This is a genomic window from Neorhizobium sp. LjRoot104 (genome assembly GCF_964253725.1).
Lineage (GTDB): Bacteria > Pseudomonadota > Alphaproteobacteria > Rhizobiales > Rhizobiaceae > Neorhizobium.
The window spans coordinates 2,157,841-2,179,521 of sequence record NZ_CAXURS020000001.1 but is presented as its reverse complement, the minus strand read 5'-3'; the positions used below and the strand labels follow the sequence as shown (position 1 = coordinate 2,179,521).

At 60.7% G+C, this 21,681-nt stretch carries 21 protein-coding genes; 4 read left to right on the top strand and 17 right to left on the bottom strand.

The window, feature by feature from the left end:
- Positions 1 to 6: 6 nt before the first annotated feature.
- Positions 7 to 1,041 carry an ABC transporter substrate-binding protein gene (locus ACSQ8R_RS10900; RefSeq protein WP_436253361.1) on the bottom strand — a complete coding sequence of 345 codons (1,035 nt, stop codon included), beginning with the start codon at positions 1,039 to 1,041 and terminating at the stop codon, positions 7 to 9.
- A gap of 365 nt (positions 1,042 to 1,406) precedes the next feature.
- On the opposite strand from ACSQ8R_RS10900, the gene ACSQ8R_RS10895 reads away from it, so the two are divergent.
- Positions 1,407 to 1,835, top strand: coding sequence for a helix-turn-helix domain-containing protein (locus ACSQ8R_RS10895; protein WP_436253360.1), 429 nt, complete (start codon positions 1,407 to 1,409; stop codon positions 1,833 to 1,835).
- 15 nt (positions 1,836 to 1,850) lie between these two features.
- On the opposite strand, the gene ACSQ8R_RS10890 is transcribed toward ACSQ8R_RS10895, so the two are convergent.
- The 14 genes from ACSQ8R_RS10890 to ACSQ8R_RS10825 form a co-directional block, all read right to left on the bottom strand.
- Positions 1,851 to 2,099 carry a hypothetical protein gene (locus ACSQ8R_RS10890; protein WP_436253359.1) on the bottom strand — a complete coding sequence of 83 codons (249 nt, stop codon included), beginning with the start codon at positions 2,097 to 2,099 and terminating at the stop codon, positions 1,851 to 1,853.
- The gene (locus tag ACSQ8R_RS10885; protein ID WP_436253358.1) at positions 2,096 to 2,836 is read right to left on the bottom strand and encodes a TfuA-like protein; all 741 of its coding nucleotides are present in this window, start codon (positions 2,834 to 2,836) and stop codon (positions 2,096 to 2,098) included. The genes ACSQ8R_RS10890 and ACSQ8R_RS10885 overlap by 4 nt, the downstream gene beginning before the upstream one ends.
- Complete coding sequence (locus ACSQ8R_RS10880) at positions 2,833 to 4,110, bottom strand: YcaO-like family protein (protein ID WP_436253357.1); 1,278 nt, start codon at positions 4,108 to 4,110, stop codon at positions 2,833 to 2,835. The genes ACSQ8R_RS10885 and ACSQ8R_RS10880 overlap by 4 nt, the downstream gene beginning before the upstream one ends.
- Before the next feature lie 259 nt (positions 4,111 to 4,369).
- On the bottom strand, positions 4,370 to 4,525 hold the full coding sequence (locus ACSQ8R_RS10875; protein ID WP_210009030.1) for a hypothetical protein: 156 nt from the start codon (positions 4,523 to 4,525) through the stop codon (positions 4,370 to 4,372).
- 95 nt (positions 4,526 to 4,620) lie between these two features.
- Positions 4,621 to 6,561 carry a BTAD domain-containing putative transcriptional regulator gene (locus ACSQ8R_RS10870; RefSeq protein WP_436253356.1) on the bottom strand — a complete coding sequence of 647 codons (1,941 nt, stop codon included), beginning with the start codon at positions 6,559 to 6,561 and terminating at the stop codon, positions 4,621 to 4,623.
- A 249-nt stretch (positions 6,562 to 6,810) separates the two neighbouring features.
- Positions 6,811 to 6,960, bottom strand: coding sequence for a hypothetical protein (locus ACSQ8R_RS10865; protein WP_436253355.1), 150 nt, complete (start codon positions 6,958 to 6,960; stop codon positions 6,811 to 6,813).
- A gap of 177 nt (positions 6,961 to 7,137) precedes the next feature.
- Positions 7,138 to 8,001, bottom strand: coding sequence for a carbohydrate ABC transporter permease (locus ACSQ8R_RS10860; protein WP_436253354.1), 864 nt, complete (start codon positions 7,999 to 8,001; stop codon positions 7,138 to 7,140).
- Complete coding sequence (locus ACSQ8R_RS10855) at positions 7,998 to 8,918, bottom strand: carbohydrate ABC transporter permease (RefSeq protein WP_436253353.1); 921 nt, start codon at positions 8,916 to 8,918, stop codon at positions 7,998 to 8,000. Before ACSQ8R_RS10855 ends, ACSQ8R_RS10860 begins: the two co-directional genes overlap by 4 nt.
- Before the next feature lie 57 nt (positions 8,919 to 8,975).
- Positions 8,976 to 10,214, bottom strand: a complete 1,239-nt coding sequence (locus tag ACSQ8R_RS10850) for an extracellular solute-binding protein (RefSeq protein ID WP_436253352.1) — start codon at positions 10,212 to 10,214, stop codon at positions 8,976 to 8,978.
- A gap of 43 nt (positions 10,215 to 10,257) precedes the next feature.
- Positions 10,258 to 11,328, bottom strand: a complete 1,071-nt coding sequence (locus tag ACSQ8R_RS10845) for an ABC transporter ATP-binding protein (protein WP_436253351.1) — start codon at positions 11,326 to 11,328, stop codon at positions 10,258 to 10,260.
- Between the two features lie 18 nt (positions 11,329 to 11,346).
- Positions 11,347 to 11,964: an HAD-IA family hydrolase gene (locus ACSQ8R_RS10840; protein ID WP_436253350.1), complete on the bottom strand. Its 618-nt coding sequence runs from the start codon at positions 11,962 to 11,964 to the stop codon at positions 11,347 to 11,349.
- 596 nt (positions 11,965 to 12,560) lie between these two features.
- Positions 12,561 to 13,340 (bottom strand): ATP-binding cassette domain-containing protein, encoded by a 780-nt coding sequence (locus ACSQ8R_RS10835; RefSeq protein ID WP_436253349.1) that lies wholly within the window; start codon positions 13,338 to 13,340, stop codon positions 12,561 to 12,563.
- Between the two features lie 2 nt (positions 13,341 to 13,342).
- Positions 13,343 to 14,407 (bottom strand): ABC transporter permease, encoded by a 1,065-nt coding sequence (locus tag ACSQ8R_RS10830; protein WP_436253348.1) that lies wholly within the window; start codon positions 14,405 to 14,407, stop codon positions 13,343 to 13,345.
- A gap of 142 nt (positions 14,408 to 14,549) precedes the next feature.
- A complete protein-coding gene (locus ACSQ8R_RS10825; RefSeq protein ID WP_436253347.1) occupies positions 14,550 to 15,575 on the bottom strand; it encodes a sugar ABC transporter substrate-binding protein in 1,026 nt (341 codons plus the stop codon).
- A 315-nt stretch (positions 15,576 to 15,890) separates the two neighbouring features.
- Between ACSQ8R_RS10825 and ACSQ8R_RS10820 the strand changes: the two genes are divergently transcribed.
- Positions 15,891 to 17,132, top strand: a complete 1,242-nt coding sequence (locus ACSQ8R_RS10820; protein ID WP_436253346.1) for an ROK family transcriptional regulator — start codon at positions 15,891 to 15,893, stop codon at positions 17,130 to 17,132.
- Positions 17,133 to 17,158: 26 nt separating this feature from the next.
- On the opposite strand, the gene ACSQ8R_RS10815 is transcribed toward ACSQ8R_RS10820, so the two are convergent.
- Complete coding sequence (locus tag ACSQ8R_RS10815) at positions 17,159 to 17,884, bottom strand: ribonuclease activity regulator RraA (RefSeq protein ID WP_436253345.1); 726 nt, start codon at positions 17,882 to 17,884, stop codon at positions 17,159 to 17,161.
- Positions 17,885 to 17,908: 24 nt separating this feature from the next.
- Entirely contained in the window at positions 17,909 to 19,639 is a 1,731-nt protein-coding gene (gene araD, locus ACSQ8R_RS10810) for an L-arabinonate dehydratase (RefSeq protein ID WP_436253344.1), read from the bottom strand.
- Positions 19,640 to 19,801: 162 nt separating this feature from the next.
- Between araD and ACSQ8R_RS10805 the strand changes: the two genes are divergently transcribed.
- Positions 19,802 to 20,479, top strand: a complete 678-nt coding sequence (locus ACSQ8R_RS10805) for a GntR family transcriptional regulator (RefSeq protein WP_436253343.1) — start codon at positions 19,802 to 19,804, stop codon at positions 20,477 to 20,479.
- A 204-nt stretch (positions 20,480 to 20,683) separates the two neighbouring features.
- Positions 20,684 to 21,595 carry a glycine betaine ABC transporter substrate-binding protein OsmF gene (gene osmF / locus ACSQ8R_RS10800; protein ID WP_436253342.1) on the top strand — a complete coding sequence of 304 codons (912 nt, stop codon included), beginning with the start codon at positions 20,684 to 20,686 and terminating at the stop codon, positions 21,593 to 21,595.
- The last annotated feature ends 86 nt before the right edge of the window (positions 21,596 to 21,681 follow it).

The window sequence follows — 21,681 nt, the reverse complement described above, 5'->3', positions numbered from 1 at the left end:
TGGCCATCACCCCACCTGTTTGCGGATGTCGGCGGTCGCTTCGAGGATGGAGAAGTTCGCGACGTCGTCGACCGTCGGAACAGTACCCTTGAATTGCTTGAGATCGGCATAGGCCTTGATCTGCGCCGCCCAGTTCTCACGCGACATGGTACCCCAACCCGATGCCTTGGTGGTGGCGCCGAAGGAGAAATCGACGCAGGGGGCAACGGCCTTCATTTCGCTTGCCTTGTCGAGGATCGGGTAGGCCTCACAGAGCATCTCGACCGCTTCCTTCTGATTGCTGCGAACGTAACCCCAGCCTTTCGCGGCAGCACGGGTAAAGCGTTCCAGAACATCGGAATGTTTGGCGATCTGGTCGTCGGTCGTGTAATAGACGTTGGCGTAGAGCTGCAGCCCGCTATCCCAGAGCATCATGTCGACGCGGTTGTCGCCCAGCACGTCGAGCGCGTTGACGTTGGTGAGCCAGCCGGTGACCGCATCGGCCTGGCCGGTGATCAACTGGTTCATGTCCGAGCCCATGTTGACCATCTTCACCTGGTCCTCGGCAATGCCGTTCTGGGCGAGAAGCGCGCGCAGCAGGATGAAGGCGGTCGGCTGGGTGGCGATCGTCTTGCCGATCATGTCCTTCGGGGTCTTGATCGCCTTGCTCTTCAGCGAGAAGTAGGTGAACGGGTGTTTCTGGTAGCCGGACAGGAAGGCCTTGACCGGCAGACCGGCCGACCGCGCCAGCATCACGGACGGGCTGGACGAAATCTGGCCGGTTGCGGACTGGCCGGACGCGACGCCCGCGACGCCATCGACGCTCGGTCCGCCAGGGACGATTTCAAGTTCGATTCCCTGTTCCTGGAAGAACCCCTTCTTGATGGCGGCGACTTCGCCGAGCACGCCGTTCGAGACGAGCCAGCCGAGCTGCATGCGCACCTTGGCGACGTCCTTGGCATTGCCGGCCTGGATGCCGAGGAAGCTGGAGGTTGCGGCAAGGCCGCCCAAGGCGGCGGCATTGGAGATGAAGCGGCGGCGATTCAGTGTGAAATGAGACATAGCGTTCCCCTGTTGGCCTTTTGGCCCGATACATTTTCGCTTGACCTAGCCGGTCTCAACTGCCGGATTAAGGAGAGGATGGCGCAATGTGGCGTTCTAATAAAGAACAATAATTCGCATATTTGGTTGCCGAAAAGGCAACACCAATGTGTCGCGGACTTCCGCGAGCCGGCAAGGGCAGGGCGCCTTCGCACACCATGGCCTCGGTGCCGATACCGGAAACGCCGCCTGGGCCGGCGTTCATGGTAGACGGTTTGTTTATTTATCCACTCAAGATAGAAAATGCCTGGAGGGTACTCGGCAACCTATCGATGATAGGATACAAATAACACCTGTGTATCCTAGCCCGTAGAGATGGTCCTGTAGTGAGCAAAGCACCGAATGCCGCCGACAGAGAGGTTGGAAAGCGGATCCGCCTCTACAGGCGGGAGAGAAAACTAACCCAGCCGCAACTCGCCCATCATGTGGGCATCACATCTCAGCAGCTTCAGAAGTATGAAAACGGCATCAATCGGATTGCCGTCGGCAAGCTCGTGGAGATCGCAACTGCGCTGAAGGTCGAGATGGTGTCGTTCTTCGACCGCATACCGACGGTCGAACCGTCGAACGACAATCAGGCCACAGACCCGCAATTCGATTTCACCCATGAAGCGCTGCTGATGAGCACGGCATTCATGAGCATTTCGAAGCCGGTTCTTCGCAAACGCATCCTCGAATTGGTTCAGGCGGTTGCCGCCAAGGAATTCGAGGCGGAAGCGCTTTTTGCCGAGATCGAGAGACAACCGGCCCAGTGATCGGTCCCTGGCGTTTTAAGTCCGGGGACCATCCTCATCGAGGGCCAGCTTCGTTTTGCTGCGAAATATCGCATTCAGCTTCACGCTCCTCTCGTTTTCGGGATTGATACCTTCCCAATCGAGCGAGAGCTGAAGCAGCGCCATGTTCGTCAGGTGGACGACCGTGGCGAGATGAAGCGATTCCGCTTCCTTGTTGACTGCGGAAAGCATGCGGAACAGGCGGGCATATTCGTCGCTGGCGACATCATTTGCGAGATCAATCATTTCATGGATCCTTGCGCCGAGTCGACCTCGTCGCGCAGTTTTTCCCAATGGGCGGTCTGAGCGAACGTCCATTTGGAATGTTTGTTGGAACTACTGATGCCGTTTAGCCAGACGAGAACGGCTCTCGCATCCTCACGCTTCAATTCCACCTTGTTACGTTTGATGTCGTGAAGGATCACTGCACTGCGCTGGGGATCGCTGAAATCGCATCGTTGGAGAATGGCTTGGTAGGTCCGCTCGGTGTAGTGCATGAAATTGGCGGCGAGGAAAAATCTCTCCCGCTCGGCAGCCGAGATCAACCCCATCCGCCCAAGCTTGCGGATCGTCGCCTCATAATCGACCCGTGGCACCGAGAGAGGCATCCAGCCCAGCTCCTCGGGGCCGTGGATCAGAGCGACGGCTTCGTCGTCGATCAAGCGACCGGCGGCATAGTCCGAATAGATCCTGCCGATGCCGACCATCCCGAATGCCTCGCATTCGGCAGCTCGCAATGCTCCCATGCTCGATCCACCGCCGACGGAAACATCGCAGCTCAGCGCATAAAGTATCTCCTTGTGCCATACGGAGGCGGACTCGCCGAAATAGCCGTCGATCAGGGCGATCGCCTTGGCACCGTCCTCGACCGCTTTCAGGATGTCGCCACGCGCCGCGGGCCCGCGGAAGGTCAGCGAGGGAAACCTTTGCTTCATCTGGCGGGTCGAAGACCCGAGACTCGGTCCGACAAAAACGACTTTCAATGCCGTGACCTCCTTATGGCGTTTGCAGCGCGGATACCGAGTTGCAAATATTGGCCTGAAAGTTCGACTTCCAAGCCGGGAACGACGACGCGGACGACCGACACAGGAAGCCCGGCATCCTGCATGGGAACCGCAACGACCTGCCGGATGCCGGCAAGCTTCAGGCGGCCGAGGATATGATCGATCGTGCCGTTGATGGTGTGGCGGGTTGCGTCGATCTCGCGATACTGGACCCGCCGCCTGTCTTGCGACGACAGTGCGACCAGGCGGCCGAGAGCGTTATCCCCCCGCATGTGCTGATAGATCCGCGGCGAAAAGTCGTCGCGGCTGCCGGCAATCGCAGTCAGGCGGCTCTGCGCCGCCTCGGTGATGGCGCGCAGCATTGCGCGGACCGGATCGGGATGGCAGCCGCAGCCGCCGCAAATCTGGCTCCAGCGTGAGTCTGATCGGCTGGCTGTGGAGTCGGGGATAAGCACGGCCAGGAATGCCGGAACCTGGAGATCCGTCGTCATATCGAGGAGGAGGAGCTGTAGGCCCGCATTGCGAAGGCGGCTGACCATGAGGTCGAGCACGGCATCCTCCACACTCGCGGGATCCACAAGGCAGTCATTCAGTTCCTGCTCGGATTTCAGCTGGACAAGGGTCCACGCATCGCGCTCGACGAGTTCGCACAACCCGTGCAGGAGTGCCTCGGCGTGAGTGTTTCCGGATGCGAGGCCATCGCTGGACTGCTCGAACCCGGCCGGCCGTTCGCCCCGGTGATCCATCCCGGCGAGCCACCAGGGCACCATGACCTGTTTGCCGGAGAGAATGTCGAAACCCGAGACCCAGGGTATCTGGCCATCGCCGATTTCGGAGGGCACGCATCGTGCGGTCGAATGAAGGTCGAGCATCCCCGCCGTGGAGCCCGCAACGTCGTGGACGGTCGCCCAGGTGAGCGATGCCGGTTCGATTTCCGCGACCCGCGTTTCCAGGGCCTCCATGGCGGCCGAGGTGCGCGCCGCATCGGCATCGACGCCTTTGCCCTGGAAGACGGAAAGAGTGTAGCTATTCGGCCGCGTCGCAAAGGCGACAGGAATGCCAACCCGGTCGAGGCCGGTCAGGAAACCGACCCGGGTAATGCCGAGATCGCGGAAAAACGGGCTGATCGCGTCGAAGGTTTCCGCCGGCGAAACGCGCCGGTCATGATAAGTGCTGAAACCCTGCTCCCGCTGCGCGAGGGAGGCTGCGAACGTCTGGATCGTCTGTGTCGATGACTGTATCTGTATCATCATTTCCGGCTGCCGAATTTCAACGGACCCTGCCCCGGAACGGGCGGGCGACTGCCGGGTCTGCAAAAGTGGTTGCGATGCCGAACTCATCCCGTCGAATCGTCCTCTCTAAGGGTCTCTATGGGAGAAGAGACCAAAGGCACCGTGACTTGGGCGTGACAGGCTTGTTCAGGAGGGTCGCCTGGCTGCTTGAACGTTCTTTTGCTTGGCGGCTCGTGGTTAAGCCCAAGGCAGCCGTCGGCACCTTGGGCTTCCAGGCTCATTACTGATATCTCATGGCATGCGTGACCTGAGAGAGCGCGTTCGGCGCAATTTCGGTCCGGCGGCCGAGCACGGCTTCGGCAGCGGCGGAAAACCGCAGGGTCGGGGCCGAAGCAGTGGCTTCAACGGGCTTGGAGGTCTTGAACTTCGTTTCCATGCTTTCTCTCCGCTAATAGGCAGCGTGTGCTGCGTTGCATCGAGAAAGGACCACACCGGGTGTTATTCCAGCGTGACAGGCATTTTCACGCCTGTTTACGGCAGCCCGGCGAGCCGGAGGCCATGAATGAGAAGCTCGGCATGGGCCGGATTGCGGTCCGGCACAAAGTAACGGATATCCTCGCTGCGGAAGTCCGGGAAATTTTCCCTGACGATTGCCGCATATTTACGCGCGGCGGGCATGTCTCCAGCCATTGCGTGACTGGCGGCGAGCAGCCGCGCGGTGGCGTGCTTGGTCCTGACCGGGTCGATCGTATCGATCGCCTTCGAATATTCCTGGCGGACGTAATAGGTGGAGCCCAGGATCCAGTAGTAATAATCCGGCGGCAGCGGGTTCAGCTTGAAGGCCGCGAGCCCGAGATCGAGGGCCTTGTCCAGGTCGCCGGCATGCGACAGCGCGTCCGAATAGTCCACCAGCACATCCGCGTCGCTCGGATTGAGGTTGTGAGCCTCCTGAAAAAGGTCGAGGCTTTCATCGAAACGTCGGCGGTAGAGGGAGATGAAGCCAAGTTCGCGGAAGGCGCGGCCGCTGCCGGGATCGAGATCGCGGGATGCGCGGGCGGATTGATTGGCCACGTCCAGCAGTTCATTGTCCTTCATGCCGCGGACCAGCCATTCCATGCCGAGCGAGCGCGAAATTCCGGCATGCGCCGGAGAAAAGCTGTCGCAACGCTTGACCGACGATTTGAACCACTTGCGCGCCTGGCGCAGGTGCTGGAGGTCAGTGCCCGACAGGTAGCGCTTCCCTTCGAGATAGAGGCGATAGGCGGAGGGATCGACCTCATCGAGCGACTTGGCAATCTCATGCCGCTCGATGACGTCGGTCAGCGATGTCGAGATGCGCCGCGCCAACTGGCCGAAGGACGCCCTCATCTGCTGGACGTCGAGCGGCAGGTTGATGGCCCAGAGCACTTCGCCGGTGCCAACTCTCGTCAGCCTGCAGGTCGCAAAAATCTCGTCGCCTTCGCCCTGGATCGTGACGAACACGGAATAATCGAACTGAAGGTCGCTCAGCATCGACTGGCCCTGATTGGGATCTGTCGAGCGGTTGAGGAGTTCAAAACTCGTATGGGCGGCGATGATCTTGAAAACACGCTGATGGCTGAGGCCGATCGTGACATCTTCCAGCAGGGCTCTGCCGAGGCGCTGGACCAGCGCATCCTGGGCGATCGTTTCGGGCGGCAGGATCACCACGCGCGGCTGAGCCGGCATGACGTCCCTCGGACGTATCTCCGCCGGCGGCGTGCGGTCCGAGCCGGGCCTGCTCAGGATGCCGAGTTCGTGGGCGAGCCCGACCGTCTCCGGTGTCGGCGGCGTGCCGTAATCGGCCCTGAGCTGGTCCCGGCATCGGCTATAGGCCTGGCGAGCGGCGGCAAGGTCACCATGGCCGACGTGATACTTCATCAACGCTCGTGCGGCGCCCTCGTGAGAGGCATCCAGTTCGAGCAGGCGGTTGGCAAGCAAAGGCAATGACGGGGACTGCTGGTGGGACGATATCGCCAGCAGGCTTTCGATGTGGCTCGACCGCCACTCCCCGACCTTGCGGCGCGCGTCGAGAAGCCAGTCTTCCGCGCCGCCGGTCGGAGCCTCCACGGCTTCGAGCAGTTCGCCGTGAACAAGGCCCCAACCATCTTCCGTTAAGGGGCCCGGCTCCATCAAGGCGAGGAGATCGGCCGTGAACCGGTCGCAATCCAGCCGCAGCGCTTCTTCGTCGGTGACAAGGATGGCCGGGGCATCCGGGCCGATAGCCTTGGCTATGCGTGCCAAAAGCTGACGCAGGCTGTTTGCACGCTTCTCCGAGTCATGGGAAGGCCAGAGAAGCCGCCGTATCGTTTCGCGATCGACCGTCAATCTCGGCGCCATCGCAATGACGGCAAATAGAAAATACGCTTTTTCCGGCAGAGCGATGCTCACGCCGTCCAACTCTAGCGAGGGGCGACCGAGCAACCGGATTTTGAGCGTCGTATTTTCGAGCATTGTATTGTTGTTCGGAACTACGCGTTGTTGTCGGAAATATGTATCGTTATTGGGACTGCCTGTACATGCATTTCTTGAGACTATTAGCCAAGTAAGATACAGCTATCGCGCGCCTCGTCAAACAGGCATTTATCGTAACGGTCGAAATGTGTTCCTATCACCATCTTTGGATTGAAGGTAGTGTGCCGAAAGCAACGGGGCGATCGGCGTGTCCAGAAATCCGGTGCCGGTTCAACCAGAAATCCAGGCTTACGTCGGGCTTCCGAGGAATTGGAAATAAGCCCAGGCAAGAACAAGGCACACGATTACGGCTGCAACAACCGCCAACTTGCGCAGCAGCGGGTTCGGCTCCCGCGGCGGCGGTTCCGGGCGTCGGAATTTGATGATGTTGTCGTTCATGGATCTGCTTTTACCGCTGAATTTCTTGAACCGCCATGGGGCTGCGATCGTTTTGTGGTTTTGCGGGCGCGAGCTGCATCCGGGAAGTGCATAACAGCACATCGACCGGGATTCAACTTGCCAGAGTCGCCGAACTCTCCAGCTCGGCGGCCATCGCAAGCGCTCTTTCCGACCGGCCTACTTCACCGCTCCGGCCGTCATGCCGTTGATGAACTGGCGTGACAGGATGATGTAGACGATGATGACCGGAGCGGAGGAGAGCAGAAGCCCGGCAAACAGCACGCCCCAATCGGTGGTGTATTCGCCCATGAAGGTCGTCAGGCCCTGCGGCAGGGTTTTCAGATTGTCCTTCTGGATGAAGATCAGCGGGAAGAAGAAGTCGTTCCAGATCGGCACGACGTTCTGGATGCCGGCGATCACCATGGCGGGCCTGACGAGCGGCAGCATGATCGACCACATGATCCGGGGTTCGCTGGCGCCGTCCATGCGGGCCGCGTCCTCCAGCTCGTTCGGGAGCGTGGCGATGAAGCCGGTCATGATGAACACGGTGGTCGGCAGGCCCATGGCCACATAGATGACGATCAGCGACAGCTGGGTGTTGAGGATGCCGAGGTCGCGCATCAGGATGAAGAGCGGGATGATCGCAAGTTTCAGGGGAAGCGTCAGGCCGGCCAGGAAGAACATCAGCACGAAGCTCGATCCCCGGAACTTGTAGCGGCCGACGGCATAGGCAGCCATCGTCCCGAGCGTCAGGATCACGACGATCGACGCGCCGGTGACGATCACCGAATTCAGGAGATAGCGCAGGAAGTTGGTCTGGCTCCAGATCTTGATGATGTTGGCGAAGTTGGAAAAATCCGGGATTCCGAACGGTGACTGGAAGATCTGCGCATTTGTCTTGAACGCGGCAAACAGCATGATGATGATGGGGGCGAGCATCACCACCGTATTGAGGATCAGGATGATCTGGATCAGCCCGTCCTTGCCGAGCGTGGCGAGCATGCCGCGCCGATCGTAATAGCTTTGCGAAGCAGCGCTCATATCTGAATTTCCCTGGCCCGCAGCTTGAAGGTGATGACGCCGGCGACAAGCGCGATGAAGACGAAGATCAGCACGGCAAGCGCGCTGCCGGCCCCGAAATCCTGGCCTGAGCCCGACATGTTGCCGAAGGCGGTGCGGTAGAAATAAAGCCCCAGCACGTCGGTCGCGCCGTGCGGAGAGCCTTCAAGGCCGACCATGACGTAAGGGATCTCGAACCAGTTGAAGCTGCCGACGAAAAGTAGCGTGAAGACGACGGTTGCGCTTGGCGCGACCAGCGGCCAGACGATCTTGGTGATCTTCGTCCATTCGCTTTCGGTTTCCATGCGCACGGCATCGAGGATCTCGCCCGGGATGCGCTGCATGCCGGCGAGGAAGACCAGCGTCGGAAAACCCACCATGTGCCACGCATTGGCAATGATCAGCGACCAGAGCGCCGTGGAATCCTGACCCAGCCACGGCTGGGCAAGACCGCCAAGACCCAGGCCGCGGAACGAGATGTTGACCACGCCGAAGAGCGGATGAAGGAAGAGCTTCCAGAGGAAACCGACGATGATGGTCGACAGCACGACCGGCAGAAAGACGGAAATCCGGTGGAAGGCCGCACCCGGCAATTCGCGCCAGAGGCAGTAGGCGAGCAGGAAGCCAAGACCGTTCTGCAGCACCATCAGCGCGAAGAAGACCCAGACGTTATGAAGGAAGGCGTTGACGGTCCAGTCGGCATAAGGCTGGGTGAACAGAACCTTGTAGAAGTTTGCGAAACCCACGAATTCCCCGCGCGCCAGCCCGTTCCAATGGAAGAAGGCATAGGCGAAGGCCGAAATGATCGGGTAGACGACAAACAGCGCCACGAAGGCAAGCGGCGGCCCGATCAGCACCGAAATCCAGAGCCTTCGCGAAACAAGGGGCGATCCGGGCATCACAACTCTCTTGAGGTTGGAGGCGGGGCAGCTTTCGAGCCGCCCCGCCGCTTGAGGTCACTTCTTGAACGGGGCGTACCAGGCCGCGAGGCCGGTCGTCAGGTTCTTGCCGACCTCTTCCGGGGTCGCCTTGCCGCCGAGCAGCTTCTGGATCTCGCTCTGCAGCAGGACCGATCCGGACGGCTCGCCGTAACGGAAGTGGACCAGCATCAGGTAGGGGATAGAGTGCTTGTTGAGGTCGGCGACTTCGCCGAGCAGCGGATCCTTGAACGTCACGCCCGGCACGGCCGAGATGTTGTTCAGGTCGTTGGCGAACATCTGGCCGAATTCCTGGCTGGCGAGGAAGTTCAGGAACTTGACCGCGGCTTCCTGGTTTTTGCCCTTGGAATTTGCCGCATAACCGCCGTCGAAATAGAGGGCGACGAGCTTCTCGTCCTCGGCTTTGAGGCCGGGAGCCGCGAAGATGCCCAACTTCATGTTGGGGTTCTGCTTCTTGAAGTTGGCAAGCTCGTAGGAGCCGCCGACGAACATGCCCGCCATGCCGGAGGAGAAAAGCTGCTGGGCGGAAGCGTAATCAAGGCCGATGAAGCCATCCGGGAAATATTTGGTGATTTCCTTGAGCTTGGTGAGGGCCCCGACATAACGCTTGTCGGTGAAGTCGGCCTTGCCGGCCATCAGGTCGTCATAGAAGCTGCGGCCCATGATCGAGGAGACGAGGCCACCGACCACGACTTCGTTCTGCCAGGCGGTCGCCGTGCCGTTGGCGAACGGCATCACGCCGGCAGCCTTCAGCTTTTCGGATGCCTTGATGAAGTCATCCCAGCTCTGCGGTTCGCTCAGGCCGTTCTTGTCGAAGATGTCCTTGTTGTAGATGACCAGCATGGTCTGGCTGGCAAAGGGAACGGCGTAGGTGGTCTTGTTCGAACGCATCGTTTCCGAGGCAAGCGCCGGCGCGGTGAAGGTCGAGAGGGCAGGGACGTTGGTCTTGTCCAGAGCCAGAAGATAACCGCCGCTCGCGACCGTTTCCATGCCGCCATAGGTGCGGGTGAACATCAGGTCAGGTCCCGAACCGCCGGCAAGCGCGGTCGACAGGATGGTGTTGTAGTTCGTCGCTTCGAAGGTCTCGAACTTCACGGTGATGCCCGGGTTCTTCGCCTCGAAAACGTCGATGAACTTTTCGTACTGCGCCTTGTCTTCCTGGCGCCAGCTCCAGAAGGTCAATTCCTGCGCCATTGCCGGCAAAGCCGTCGCAAGGGCTCCCAGGGCTATTATCGTGCTGCTAACTAGCTTTTTCATCTGGTTCCATCCTCTTGGTATTTATAGGAGACGAAAAGTGCTCTCAGGCCGCCAACCTCTCCCTCGTCGCGCGGCTGAAATAGTGGATTTGCTCTGAGGCGACGTTGATGACGACCGGCGTGTCCGGAGGCAGATCGACCGAGGCCGACGACCGGATGCCCACCAGCGTGCCTTCGCCGAGGCGCACATACACATAGGTGTTCTCGCCGAGGTATTCCGTGTAGACGACCCTGCCCTTGAAACCATCGCCGGTCTCGTCCGCGGAGACCGTCATCGCATCCGGCCGGACGCCGATGACCAGGTCCCGTTCGTCGGAATGGGGGAGGCGGGAGGCGCTGACCGCACCCGATCCGGCAAGCGCCAGATGATTGCCGTTTCGCTCGACATCGAGAAGCGACATGCGCGGCGAGCCGATGAAGGTGGCGACGAAGGTGTTCGCCGGTCGCTCATAGAGTTCGCGCGGGCTGCCGAACTGCTCCACCTTGCCATTGTTCATGACGACGATCCGGTCGGCGAGCGTCATGGCCTCGACTTGGTCGTGGGTGACGTAGATGGTGGTGCCGCCGATCTCCCGGTGAAGCCTTGCAATTTCCAGGCGCACGTCGGAGCGGAGTGCCGCGTCGAGGTTGGAAAGCGGCTCGTCGAGAAGCAGGACCTTCGGCTTTCTGACCAGCGCGCGGCCGATCGCCACACGCTGGCGCTGGCCGCCGGAAAGCTCGCGCGGCTTGCGCTTCAAGAGCGGATCGAGCCGCAGCATCTTGGAGGCCTCGTCGATGCGCTTTTCGACCTCGTCCTTCTCAAGGCCCATCAGTCGGGCGCCGAACGCCATGTTTTCGTAGACATCCATATGCGGATAGAGCGCGTAGGACTGGAAGACCATGGCGATGCCGCGGCGCGACGGGGCGACGTCGTTCATCCGGCGGTCGTCGAGATGAAACTCACCCGAGCTGATCGTGTCGAGGCCGGCGATCAATCGCAGCAGCGTGGATTTTCCGCAGCCCGACGGGCCGACGAAAACGACGAACTCCCTGTCGGAAATCTGGAGGTCGATCCCATGCAGCACATCGACGGATTTGAAGCTTTTCTTGATGCCGCTGAGGGTCATTCGAGCCATGCCGAAACTCCGTATTCGTCAATTCAAAGTCTGCTCGGCGACGAGCGCCATGAGCAATTCTGCCGTTTCAACCGAATCGCGATGGACGATGCAATGCTGCCATCCGGCTTCGCGAGCCGACAAAACATTTTCCTCCAGGTCGTCGATGAAGAAGACGTCCTTTTCCGAACATGCCTCCGCCCGCGATACGGCCTCGAAGATCGCGCGATCCGGTTTCTCAAGGCCCATTTCATGGGAAAGGTATTCGCGGTCGAAATAACCGGCGCCCAGAAGGTTCTCGCTGATATGGCGCCAATGGATCGCCTGATTGTTGCTGAGGCAAACGACGCGATGGTTTTCCCGGAGCCTGCGGACAAACTTGATGAATTCGTGAAAACCTTCGGCGACATAGGCATGTTCGGCGGCGTAGATGCTTTCGGACGGGACATCGAATATCTTGGTCAGCGCCTGCACGTAGTCGGGTTCGGTCGATCGCCCCAGCCGGAAATCCCGGAAGATCGCTTCCGGAACGTCACCGTAACGCAGCGAAGGGCCAGCACCGCCGGCCTTGGATACCGCCTGGTCACGGGAAGCCGGATCGAGCTTCACGAAGACTCCGCCAATATCAAAAATGAAGAGTTTTTCGCGTTTCGTCATGAGCCGGTTCCAGCACCACTCCCTCACCCTCGAGCGTTAACAACCTATTAGATAATTCCGCCCTGTCAATTAAGTATGGAATTTTTTATTCGTATCGAACGTTTTCAACAGGCCGGCGTGGCCTTCGCCTAATTTCGATGGCGGGTTTACTATGGGCATCGGTAGGGGATGTCGTAACCCACAGGCGGTAAGGTCTTAGAAATGCGCCTTATCTGGGAATGCGCGGGTCATGCCGCTGTAGCAATGCCGCGAAGCGGGTTGGAATATAAAATTCTTCAAAAGGTTTATGGCGGGAATTTTCTATCGGTGCCGTTTCGGCGACTGGGACTGCCAACCGAACGATCGAAGGGAAGCCCCATATCGTCCGGGCGATTGATACCATCGTGGCAAGCGGTTGATTGTGTTGGAATGCGCGTGGCCACCGAGCCTCAAAGGGGAAACGCTGCTTCCCTGCAAGGTCGGCGGCATCAACGCTGCGGTCCGATCACGCAAATGGGTCAAGGTAGGGCAGGGAGGAGATATCCTGGGCTACCCGATCGCCTGTCTCTGCAGGCGACCGGAAGGCGGCTTTGACAGCGGCCTGATCGAGGCGGCTGTTACGCTGCGACCGGCTGGGCAGGCGCCTTGGCGCCGGTCATGAAGGCGACCGCGTCGGACATCGTGTATTCTTTCGGATCGATCACCGTCAGCCGTCGTCCAAGCCGATGAATATGAATACGGTCGGCCACTTCGAACACATGCGGCATGTTGTGCGAGATGAGCACGATCGGGATGCCGCGCGAACGCACGTCGAGGATGAGTTCCAGAACCTTCCGGCTTTCCTTGACGCCGAGTGCGGCGGTTGGTTCGTCGAGGATGATCACCTTGGAGCCGAACGCTGCCGCGCGTGCCACCGCGACGCCCTGGCGCTGGCCGCCCGAGAGGGTCTCGACCGCCTGGTTGATGTTCTGGATCGTCATCAGCCCGAGTTCGGTGAGCTTGTCTCGCGCCTGCTTTTCCATCGTCGGCCGGTCGAGCATGCGGAACCACTGTCCGAGCATGCCCCGCTTGCGGATTTCGCGACCGAGAAACATGTTGTCGGCGATCGACAGGGCCGGGGAGAGCGCGAGGTTCTGGTAGACGGTTTCGATGCCGGCATCGCGTGCTTCGAGCGGCGACTTGAACTGCACCGGCCGGCCTTCGAGCGTGATTTCGCCTTCATCGGGCCGCACCGCGCCTGAGATCGCCTTGATCAGCGAGGACTTGCCGGCGCCGTTGTCGCCGATGACGGCGAGGATTTCGCCGGGGTAGAGATCGAAGTCGGCGTTGTCGAGAGCGGTCACGCGTCCGTAACGCTTGACCAGGCCGCGGGCCGTGAGAATGGGTTCTACGCTCATGGTTACACCGAGACCTTTCTGATCCACTGATCGATTGCGACGGCGGCGATGATGAGCCAGCCGGTCAGCATGACTTTCCATTGGGGATCGGCGCCGAGCATGTTGAGCCCCATCGACATGACGCCGACGAGCATGGCGCCGAACAGCGTGCCGAGTATGGAGCCGCGTCCGCCGAACAGCGAGATGCCGCCGATCACCGTCGCGGTGATCGCCTGCAGGTTAAAGTCCGTCACTGCCGAGGAGGGGGATATCGAGCCGTTGCGGCCGATCGAGACCCACGCGGCGAAGGCGGCGATGACACCCGCGATCGTGTAGACGCTAAGCAGAACCTTGCGGGTCTGGATGCCGGAGAGCTTGGCCGCTTCCGGGTCGTCGCCGACGGCGTAGACATGCCGTCCCCAGGCAGTGTGGTTGAGAATGTACCAGAGCACCGCCACGAGCAGGACCATGGCGATGACGCCAAGCGTCAGGATGGCGCTGCCTATCTTGAAGTTGAGAGCGAAGAGATGGAGGAGCGGTGCCTTTTCATCCACGTCGGTGTCGCGGATCGTCTCGTTGGCGGAATAGATGAAATTCGTCGCCATGATGATGTTCCAGGAGCCGAGCGTCACGATGAACGGCGGCAGTCGCATGACCGCGACGAGGAACCCGTTGAAAAAGCCGCAGACGCCGCCGGTGATCAGGCCGACGAGGATGGCGATGCCGGTCGGCACGCCGTAGGTCACGGCAAAGTTGCCCATGATGACAGCCGATATCACCATCACTACCCCGATCGAGAGATCGATGCCGGCTGTGAGGATGATCAGCGTCTGGGCCGCGCCGAGAATGCCGACCACCGCGATCTGCTGGAGGATCAGCGTCAGCGTGTAGGACGAGAAGAACCGTCCGCCGATGGCGACGCCGAAAATGATGATGGACAGAATCAACACGATCAGCGGCACGGCAGCGGGTGTCGAATGCAGAAAATGTTGCGCGCGTTTTAAGAGAGAGACGTCCTGGCTCTCGAACGAGGCAACGTTTTTGTCGCTGCCGTCGAGAACACGCTCGAATTCCTGTGTTCCGCTCATGTTTCCTCCTCCGCGCGTCGAATGCGCAGGAACCGTCCGTTGAGTTTGACCGGTCTTCGCCGGTTGTTCCCCAGCGGCGCATCATTGGTCGAGAATGGCCGGGGATCTCAGCCCCCGGCCGGGGTTGGCTATATGGTGGGGATCAACCCCAGCACTTGGCCGTACCTTCCTTGACGTCGATCGACTTGACGCCGGGGACCGGTTTGTCGGTGACGAGCGCGACGCCGGTGTCGAAGAAGGACTTGCCTTCGGTCGGCTTCGGCTTTTCCTTAGTGTCGGCGAACTTCTTGATCGCTTCGATGCCGAGCGAGGCCATCAGCAGCGGATATTGCTGCGAGGTGGCGCCGATCACGCCCTCCTTGACCGACTTGACGCCCGGGCAACCGCCGTCAACCGAGACGATCAACACGTTCTTTTCCATGCCGACGGCCTTCAGGGCCTGATAGGCGCCGACGGCGGAGGGCTCGTTGATCGTGTGGATGACGTTGATGCCGGAATCCTTCTGGAGAAGGTTTTCCATGGCCTTGCGGCCGCCTTCCTCGTTGCCGTTGGTCACGTCGTGGCCGACGATGCGCTTGTCGGTTTCGTCACCGATCTTGTCCGGGTTCTTGGGGTCGATGCCAAAGCCGATCATGAAGCCCTGGTCGCGCAGCACGTCGACCGTCGGCTGATCCGGGGTCAGGTCAAGGAAGCCCACCTTGGCGTCCTTGGCCTTGTCGCCCATGGTTTCCTTTGCCCACTGGCCGATCAGCTTGCCGGCAAGAAGGTTGTCGGTCGCGAACGTGGCATCGGCGGCACTGATCGGATCGAGCGGGGTGTCGAGCGCGATCACCAGGACGCCGGCGTCGCGGGCCTTCTTGACCGTCGGTACGATGCCCTTGGTGTCGGATGCAGTGATCAGGATGCCCTTTGCACCATCGGCGATGCAGCTTTCGATGGCTGCGACCTGGCTCTCGCTGTCGCCGTCGATCTTGCCGGCATAGGATTTCAGCGTCACGCCGAGTTCCTTGGCCTTGGCCGTCGCACCTTCCTTCATCTTGACGAAGAAGGGATTGGTGTCGGTCTTGGTGATCAGGCAGGCGGATACGCCTGCGGCCTGCGCGGGGGCGGAAAACGCAACGCCCAGGACAAGGGCGCCGAATGCGGCGGACAATACGGATTTCTTCATGGTCTCCTCCCAGAGTTAAGACTGTCCGCCATGCGGACCAACTTTCGGACACCGGTGCCACCGAGTTCGACAGGCGTCTCCTCCAAGCCGTCCTGTGCCCTTGCACTCTAATTAAGAACGAGTTGAAATAGCCTGTCAATAATTAATTCCGATTGAATTATTTATTTCTCATGCCATAGTTTGCCGAAGTGGAGGTTTAGAATCTGGCGATCTGTGCGCGGTGTGCCTTCGGGTTTAATTCGGGATATCAGGGGGATACCTTGCATTCCCGAATCGGGTGCTCTCGTCGATTTCACGCTTCTGGGAGGAAGAGCCATGTCAGTTTCAGATAGCGTGGCGCAAGGCCATGCGCTGCTGGGCAATTTCACCGGCGGCTCAAATCAGGTGCGGGTCAGGGCCTATAACGAACGGCTCGTGCTTTCGCTGGTGCGGCTGAACGGCTCCATGTCGAAGGCTGATATCACCCGGCGCAGCGGGCTTTCGGCCCAGACCGTCTCGGTCATCATGCGGGCGCTCGAGAAGGACGGCCTTCTGTTGCGCGGTGAACCGGTGCGTGGCCGGGTGGGGCAGCCTTCGGTGCCGATGCGCCTCAATCCGGACGCGGTCTATTCGTTCGGCGTGAAGATCGGCCGGCGCAGCGCCGACCTCGTCCTGATGGATTTTGTCGGCCGCATCCGGCTGCAGTATCACGAATCCTACGCCTATCCGCTTCCCGGGAAAATCATCGAGATCATCACGTCCGGCATTGCGCGGCTCGAAGGCCAGTTGAACGAGGTGCAGCGCGGCCGGATCGCCGGGATCGGGATCGCCGCGCCGTTCGAACTCTGGAACTGGGCCGAGGAGGTGGGCGCGCCGCAAGGGGCGATGGAGGTTTGGCGGGGGGTCGATCTGCAGGCGGAAATCGCGGGCCAGGTCCAGCATGCGGTCTACCTGCAGAACGACGCGACAAGCGCCTGCGGCGCCGAACTGGTGTTCGGCGTTGGCCCCTCCTATCCGGATTTTGTGTATTTCTTCATCGGATCGTTCATCGGCGGCGGGATCGTCCTGAATTCGGCGATCTTTTCCGGCCGGACAGGGACGGCGGGCGCGGTGGGGCCGCTTCCCGTGCGCGGCGGCGATGGCGAGACACGCCAATTGCTCGACATCGCCTCGATCTTCGTTCTGGAGAATCTTCTCAAAGAGCAGAACATCGATCCGCAGCCGCTCTGGTATTCCGCCGACGACTGGATCGATTTCGGGGAACCGCTCGATCTCTGGATCCGGCAAACCGCGGATGCGCTTGCCCAGGCGATCGTTGCGGCAGCCTCGATCATCGATTTTGGCGCGGCCGTGATCGACGGCGGTTTTCCGGCCTGGGTCAGACACCGGATCGTCGCATCGACCATCGAAGCGGTGGCCCGGCTCGACCTTCAGGGCGTCATCATTCCCGATATCATCGAAGGAATGGTCGGTTCGCAGGCGCGGGCGATCGGCGGGGCCAGCCTGCCGATCTTTGCCAAGTACCTGTCCGACCAGAACGTGCTTTTCAAAGACCTGCGCGAAACGGCAGGTTCATAGGCGGTGGAGATCGGCCGGAGGTCGCCTCAGCGGCCCCTGGCCTGGCGCCAGCGGGCGAAGTCGGATCTGGTCTCCTCGCGGGTCGCCGGATAGAGGCCGATGATCGAGCGGCCGTTCAGGACTTCCTCGGTCACGAAATCCTCAAACGCAGTCATTTCGATCACTTCGTCGGCGATTTCGTCTGCGAGAGACGCCGGGATGATGACGACCCCCTCGTTGTCGCCGACCACGACGTCGCCCGGCCAGACGGCGACGTCGCCGCAGCCGATCGGCACGTTGATGTCGAGTGCCTGGTGTAGAGTAAGGTTGGTCGGGGCGGAGGGGCGGTTGTGGTAGGTACGGATGCCGAGTTCGGCGATTTCGGGACTGTCGCGAAACCCGCCATCGGTAACGACGCCGGCGACACCGCGCACCATCAGGCGCGATACGAGAATGGAGCCGGCGGAGGCCGCGCGGGGGTCCTTGCGGCTATCCATGACCATGACCTGGCCGGGTGGGCACTGCTCGACGGCGGCGCGCTGCGGATGCTGCGGGTTCTGAAACGCCGAGAGCTGGTTCAGGTCTTCGCGTGCCGGGATGTAGCGCAACGTGAAGGCCTGGCCGACCATGTTTTTGGGTTTCTGGGAAAGCGGCCGGACATCCTGGATGAACTGGTTGCGCAGGCCGCGCTTGAAGAGCGCGGTGCAGATCGTCGCGCAGCTGATGCCCTCGTATTTCTGGCGTGTGGCGTCGGAAAGAACGTAGTCGGTCATGGGGTTCCACTCGGAGATATCGGGTTAGAAAATGTCGGGCTCGCCGGCGGTGGCGCCGAATTCCCGTTCCAGAAAGTCGAAGTCGCAGCCTTCGTTGGCCTGCTTGATATGCTTGGTAAACATCCAGCCATAGCCGCGTTCGTACTTGTCGGCCGGTGCCACCCATTCGGCGCGGCGCCTGGCGAGCGTCGCTTCGTCCACCAGCATGTCGATCGAGCGGTTCGGCAGGTCGACGCGGATGATGTCGCCGGTGCGCACCAGCGATAGCGGGCCGCCGACATGGGCTTCAGGCGCCACATGCAGGATGCAGGCACCGTAGCTCGTGCCGGACATGCGGGCATCGGAAATGCGCAGCATGTCGCGAAAACCCTGTTTCAGGATCTTCTTCGGGATCGGCAGCATGCCCCATTCCGGCATGCCGGGACCGCCTTTCGGTCCGGCGTTGCGCAGAATCAGCACGTGATCGGCGGTGACGTCCAGATCCTCCCGGTCGATCATCGCCTTCATTTCGGGATAGCTGTCGAAGACGAGGGCAGGGCCTTCGTGGACCCGCAGCCGCGGTTCGCAGGCGGAAGGTTTCATGACGCAGCCGTCAGGCGCAAGGTTGCCCTTGAGGACCGCCAGCGAACCCTCATGATAGATCGGGTTCGACAGCGGGCGGATGACGTCGCTGTTGTAGACTTCGGCGCCTTTCAGGGTCTCGCCGAGCGGGAAACCGCTGACGGTCATGGCGTCGAGCTTCAGGAGATCCTTGATCTCCGACATCAACGCGCGCAGGCCGCCGGCGTAATAGAAGTCTTCCATCAGATATTTGTCGCCGGACGGGCGGATGTTGGCGACGACTGGCGTCGTGCGTCCCGCCTTGTCCAGATCGTCCAGTGTCAGCGGCACGCCGGCGCGGCGGGCCATCGACAGCAGGTGCACGACCGCATTGGTGGAACAGCCGGTCGCCATGGCGACCGTCGTCGCATTGTGGACGGCATCGGGCGTGATGATCTTGTCGGGCGTCAGTTCATCCCAGACCATTTCGACGATCCGGCGGCCGCACCGCGTGCTCATGCGCATATGGTTGACGTCGGCGGCGGGAATGGAACTCGCGCCAGGGAGAGTGAGGCCGAGCGCTTCGGCGATCGCGGTCATCGTGCTTGCCGTGCCGAAGGTCATGCAATGGCCGTAGGAGCGGGCAATACCTTCCTCGACGCCGGTCCACTGCTCTTCGGTGATCGCGCCGGCGCGGCGCTCATCCCAGTATTTCCAGGCATCCGAGCCGGAGCCCAGCCATTCGCCTTTGTAGTTGCCGCGCAGCATCGGGCCGGCCGGGAGGAAGATCATCGGGAAACCGGCGCTGATGGCGCCCATGACGAGGGCTGGGGTGGTCTTGTCGCAGCCGCCCATCAGCACCGCTCCATCGACCGGATGCGCGCGCAAAAGCTCCTCGGCCTCCATGGCGAGGAAGTTGCGATAGAGCATCGATGTCGGCTTCAACGCGCTTTCGGACAGCGACTGGACCGGCAGTTCGACCGGGAATCCGCCGGCCTGCAGAACGCCGCGTTTCACGTGTTCGACGCGATCCTTGAAATGCGCGTGGCAGGCGTTGAGGTCGGACCATGTGTTGAGGATGGCGATGATCGGCTTTCTGCCCCAATCCTTTTCGTCATAACCCATCTGCATCATTCGGGACCGGTGTCCCGACGAACGGAGATCATCCGGCGCGAACCAACGCGCGCTGCGGAGATCGGCTGTTTCCTTGGTCATGCTTGCTCTTCCAGAAATTCTACCCTCACTCCAGGATCGTTCATGGTCGATCATGGGGACGGAGCTCCTCCCGCCCGGCGTCAGCTTAAACACGCTCGTTTTAAATTGATATATCAAATTTCAGGTGCTAGATCGGCATAAAGGACAAGGTGGAGGACGCGGATGGTAAGCGACAACGCGCTTCTGCCAGTGGCGCCGGTTTTTCTGAAAAGCCTGCGCGACCACGTTTACGGCTTGGTACGCGATGCCATACTTTCCGGCCGGCTGAAGAGCGGCGAGAAGCTGAACGAGCGCCACCTCGCCGGTCAGCTCGGCATCAGCACGACACCGCTGAAGGAGGCGTTGCGCGTGCTCGAGGCCGAAGGGCTGGTGCGGTCGGAGCCTCGCCGCGGGATTTACGTCACCTTCAATGCCAGCCAGGCGGAAGAGATGATGCTGGCGCGTGCCGCGATCGAGAGCATGATTGCTCGCCAGGCCGCCAAGCGAGCGAATGACGACAGCGTGGCCCTTATGCGCGAACTCGTCGTCGAGATGCGGACCGGCCTCGATAAGGTGGACGTGCTCCAGTTCATCGCGCTCAACGAACGTTTCCACAACGTCATCCATGAAGCATCCGGCTGCGGCTATCTGCGTCGGCTGCAGGGCGGCCAGAGCATCTACACCCACGCAGCCCGTCTCAGCGTGCTGTCAGAGGAGCGGGAGCGCTTTCTGGCGATCGAGGAACATGAGGCCATTGCCAATGCGATCGCCGACCGCGATCCCGATCTTGCCGAGCGCCTGATGCGCGATCACGTCATTCGCTCGGGCGAGAAACATCTGGTTCGCGTGTCCCAGGCGTGAGGTGGAGGCGTTCCAGCCAATGGCGGGCGGCAGATCCTGTGGGCTAGATCGATCGGCGGAGAAAAATGCACCGCACAAAATATTTGCCCGATGCGCCTTCCAGAACTCGCACATTCCATAAGTCGCCCTACATAACATTGGCTTTTATGTGTTCCAGGCCAAGTCAAACGTGCGTCGGCCGACGATCCGGAGGGAAATTCTGTCATGTCTTTGAAAAAGAAGCTTTTAGGCATTGCTTTTGCGCTTGGCGTTTCGGCCACCATGGCCAATGCGCAGGTCGTCGTCTCGTCCAAGATCGATACGGAAGGCGGTGTGCTGGGCAACATCATCCTTGCCATGCTGAAGGCGAACAACATCCAGGCCACCGACCGTATCCAGCTCGGTGCGACGCCGGTGGTGCGCAAGGCGATCACCGCCGGCGAGATCGACATCTATCCGGAATATACCGGCAATGGCGCGTTCTTCTTCGAGAAGGGCGACGATCCAGCCTGGAAGAACCCGCAGAAGGCCTATGAAGCGGTCAAGAAGCTCGATTACGATGCCAACAAGATCGTCTGGTTGACGCCATCTTCGGCCAACAACACCTGGGCGATCGCCGTCCGCAAGGATGTGGCCGATGCCAACAAGCTGAAGACGCTGACGGATTTCGGCAAATATGTCGCGGGCGGCGGCAAGATCGTTTTGGCGGCATCGTCCGAATTCGTCAATTCGGCCGCAGCTTTACCGGCCTTCCAGACGACCTACGGCTTCAAGCTGAAGCCCGACCAGTTGATCACGCTCTCGGGCGGCGACACGGCCGCAACCATCGCCGCTGCCGCCAACCAGACCAATAACGCCAACGCCGCGATGGTCTATGGCACCGACGGCGGCATCGCGCCTTCCGGCCTGGTGGTTCTCGAAGACGACAAGGGCGTTCAGCCGGTCTATCAGCCGACCCCGATCATTCGCGAAGCGGTGCTCAAGAAGAACCCGAGCATCGAGGCGGTGCTGAAGCCGGTCTTCGCCAAGCTCGATCTCGTCACTCTTCAGGATCTCAATGGTCGCGTGCAGGTGGGCGGCGAGCCGGCCAAGGCGGTTGCCGAGGACTTTCTCAAGAAAAACGGCTTCCTGAAGTAATTCCTTTTCGGAGCGGTTTCGTGTCAACATGGGCCGGGCGCTCCAGCGTCCGGCTTTTTCATCGGTCGCAGGTCGCTTATAGGCAG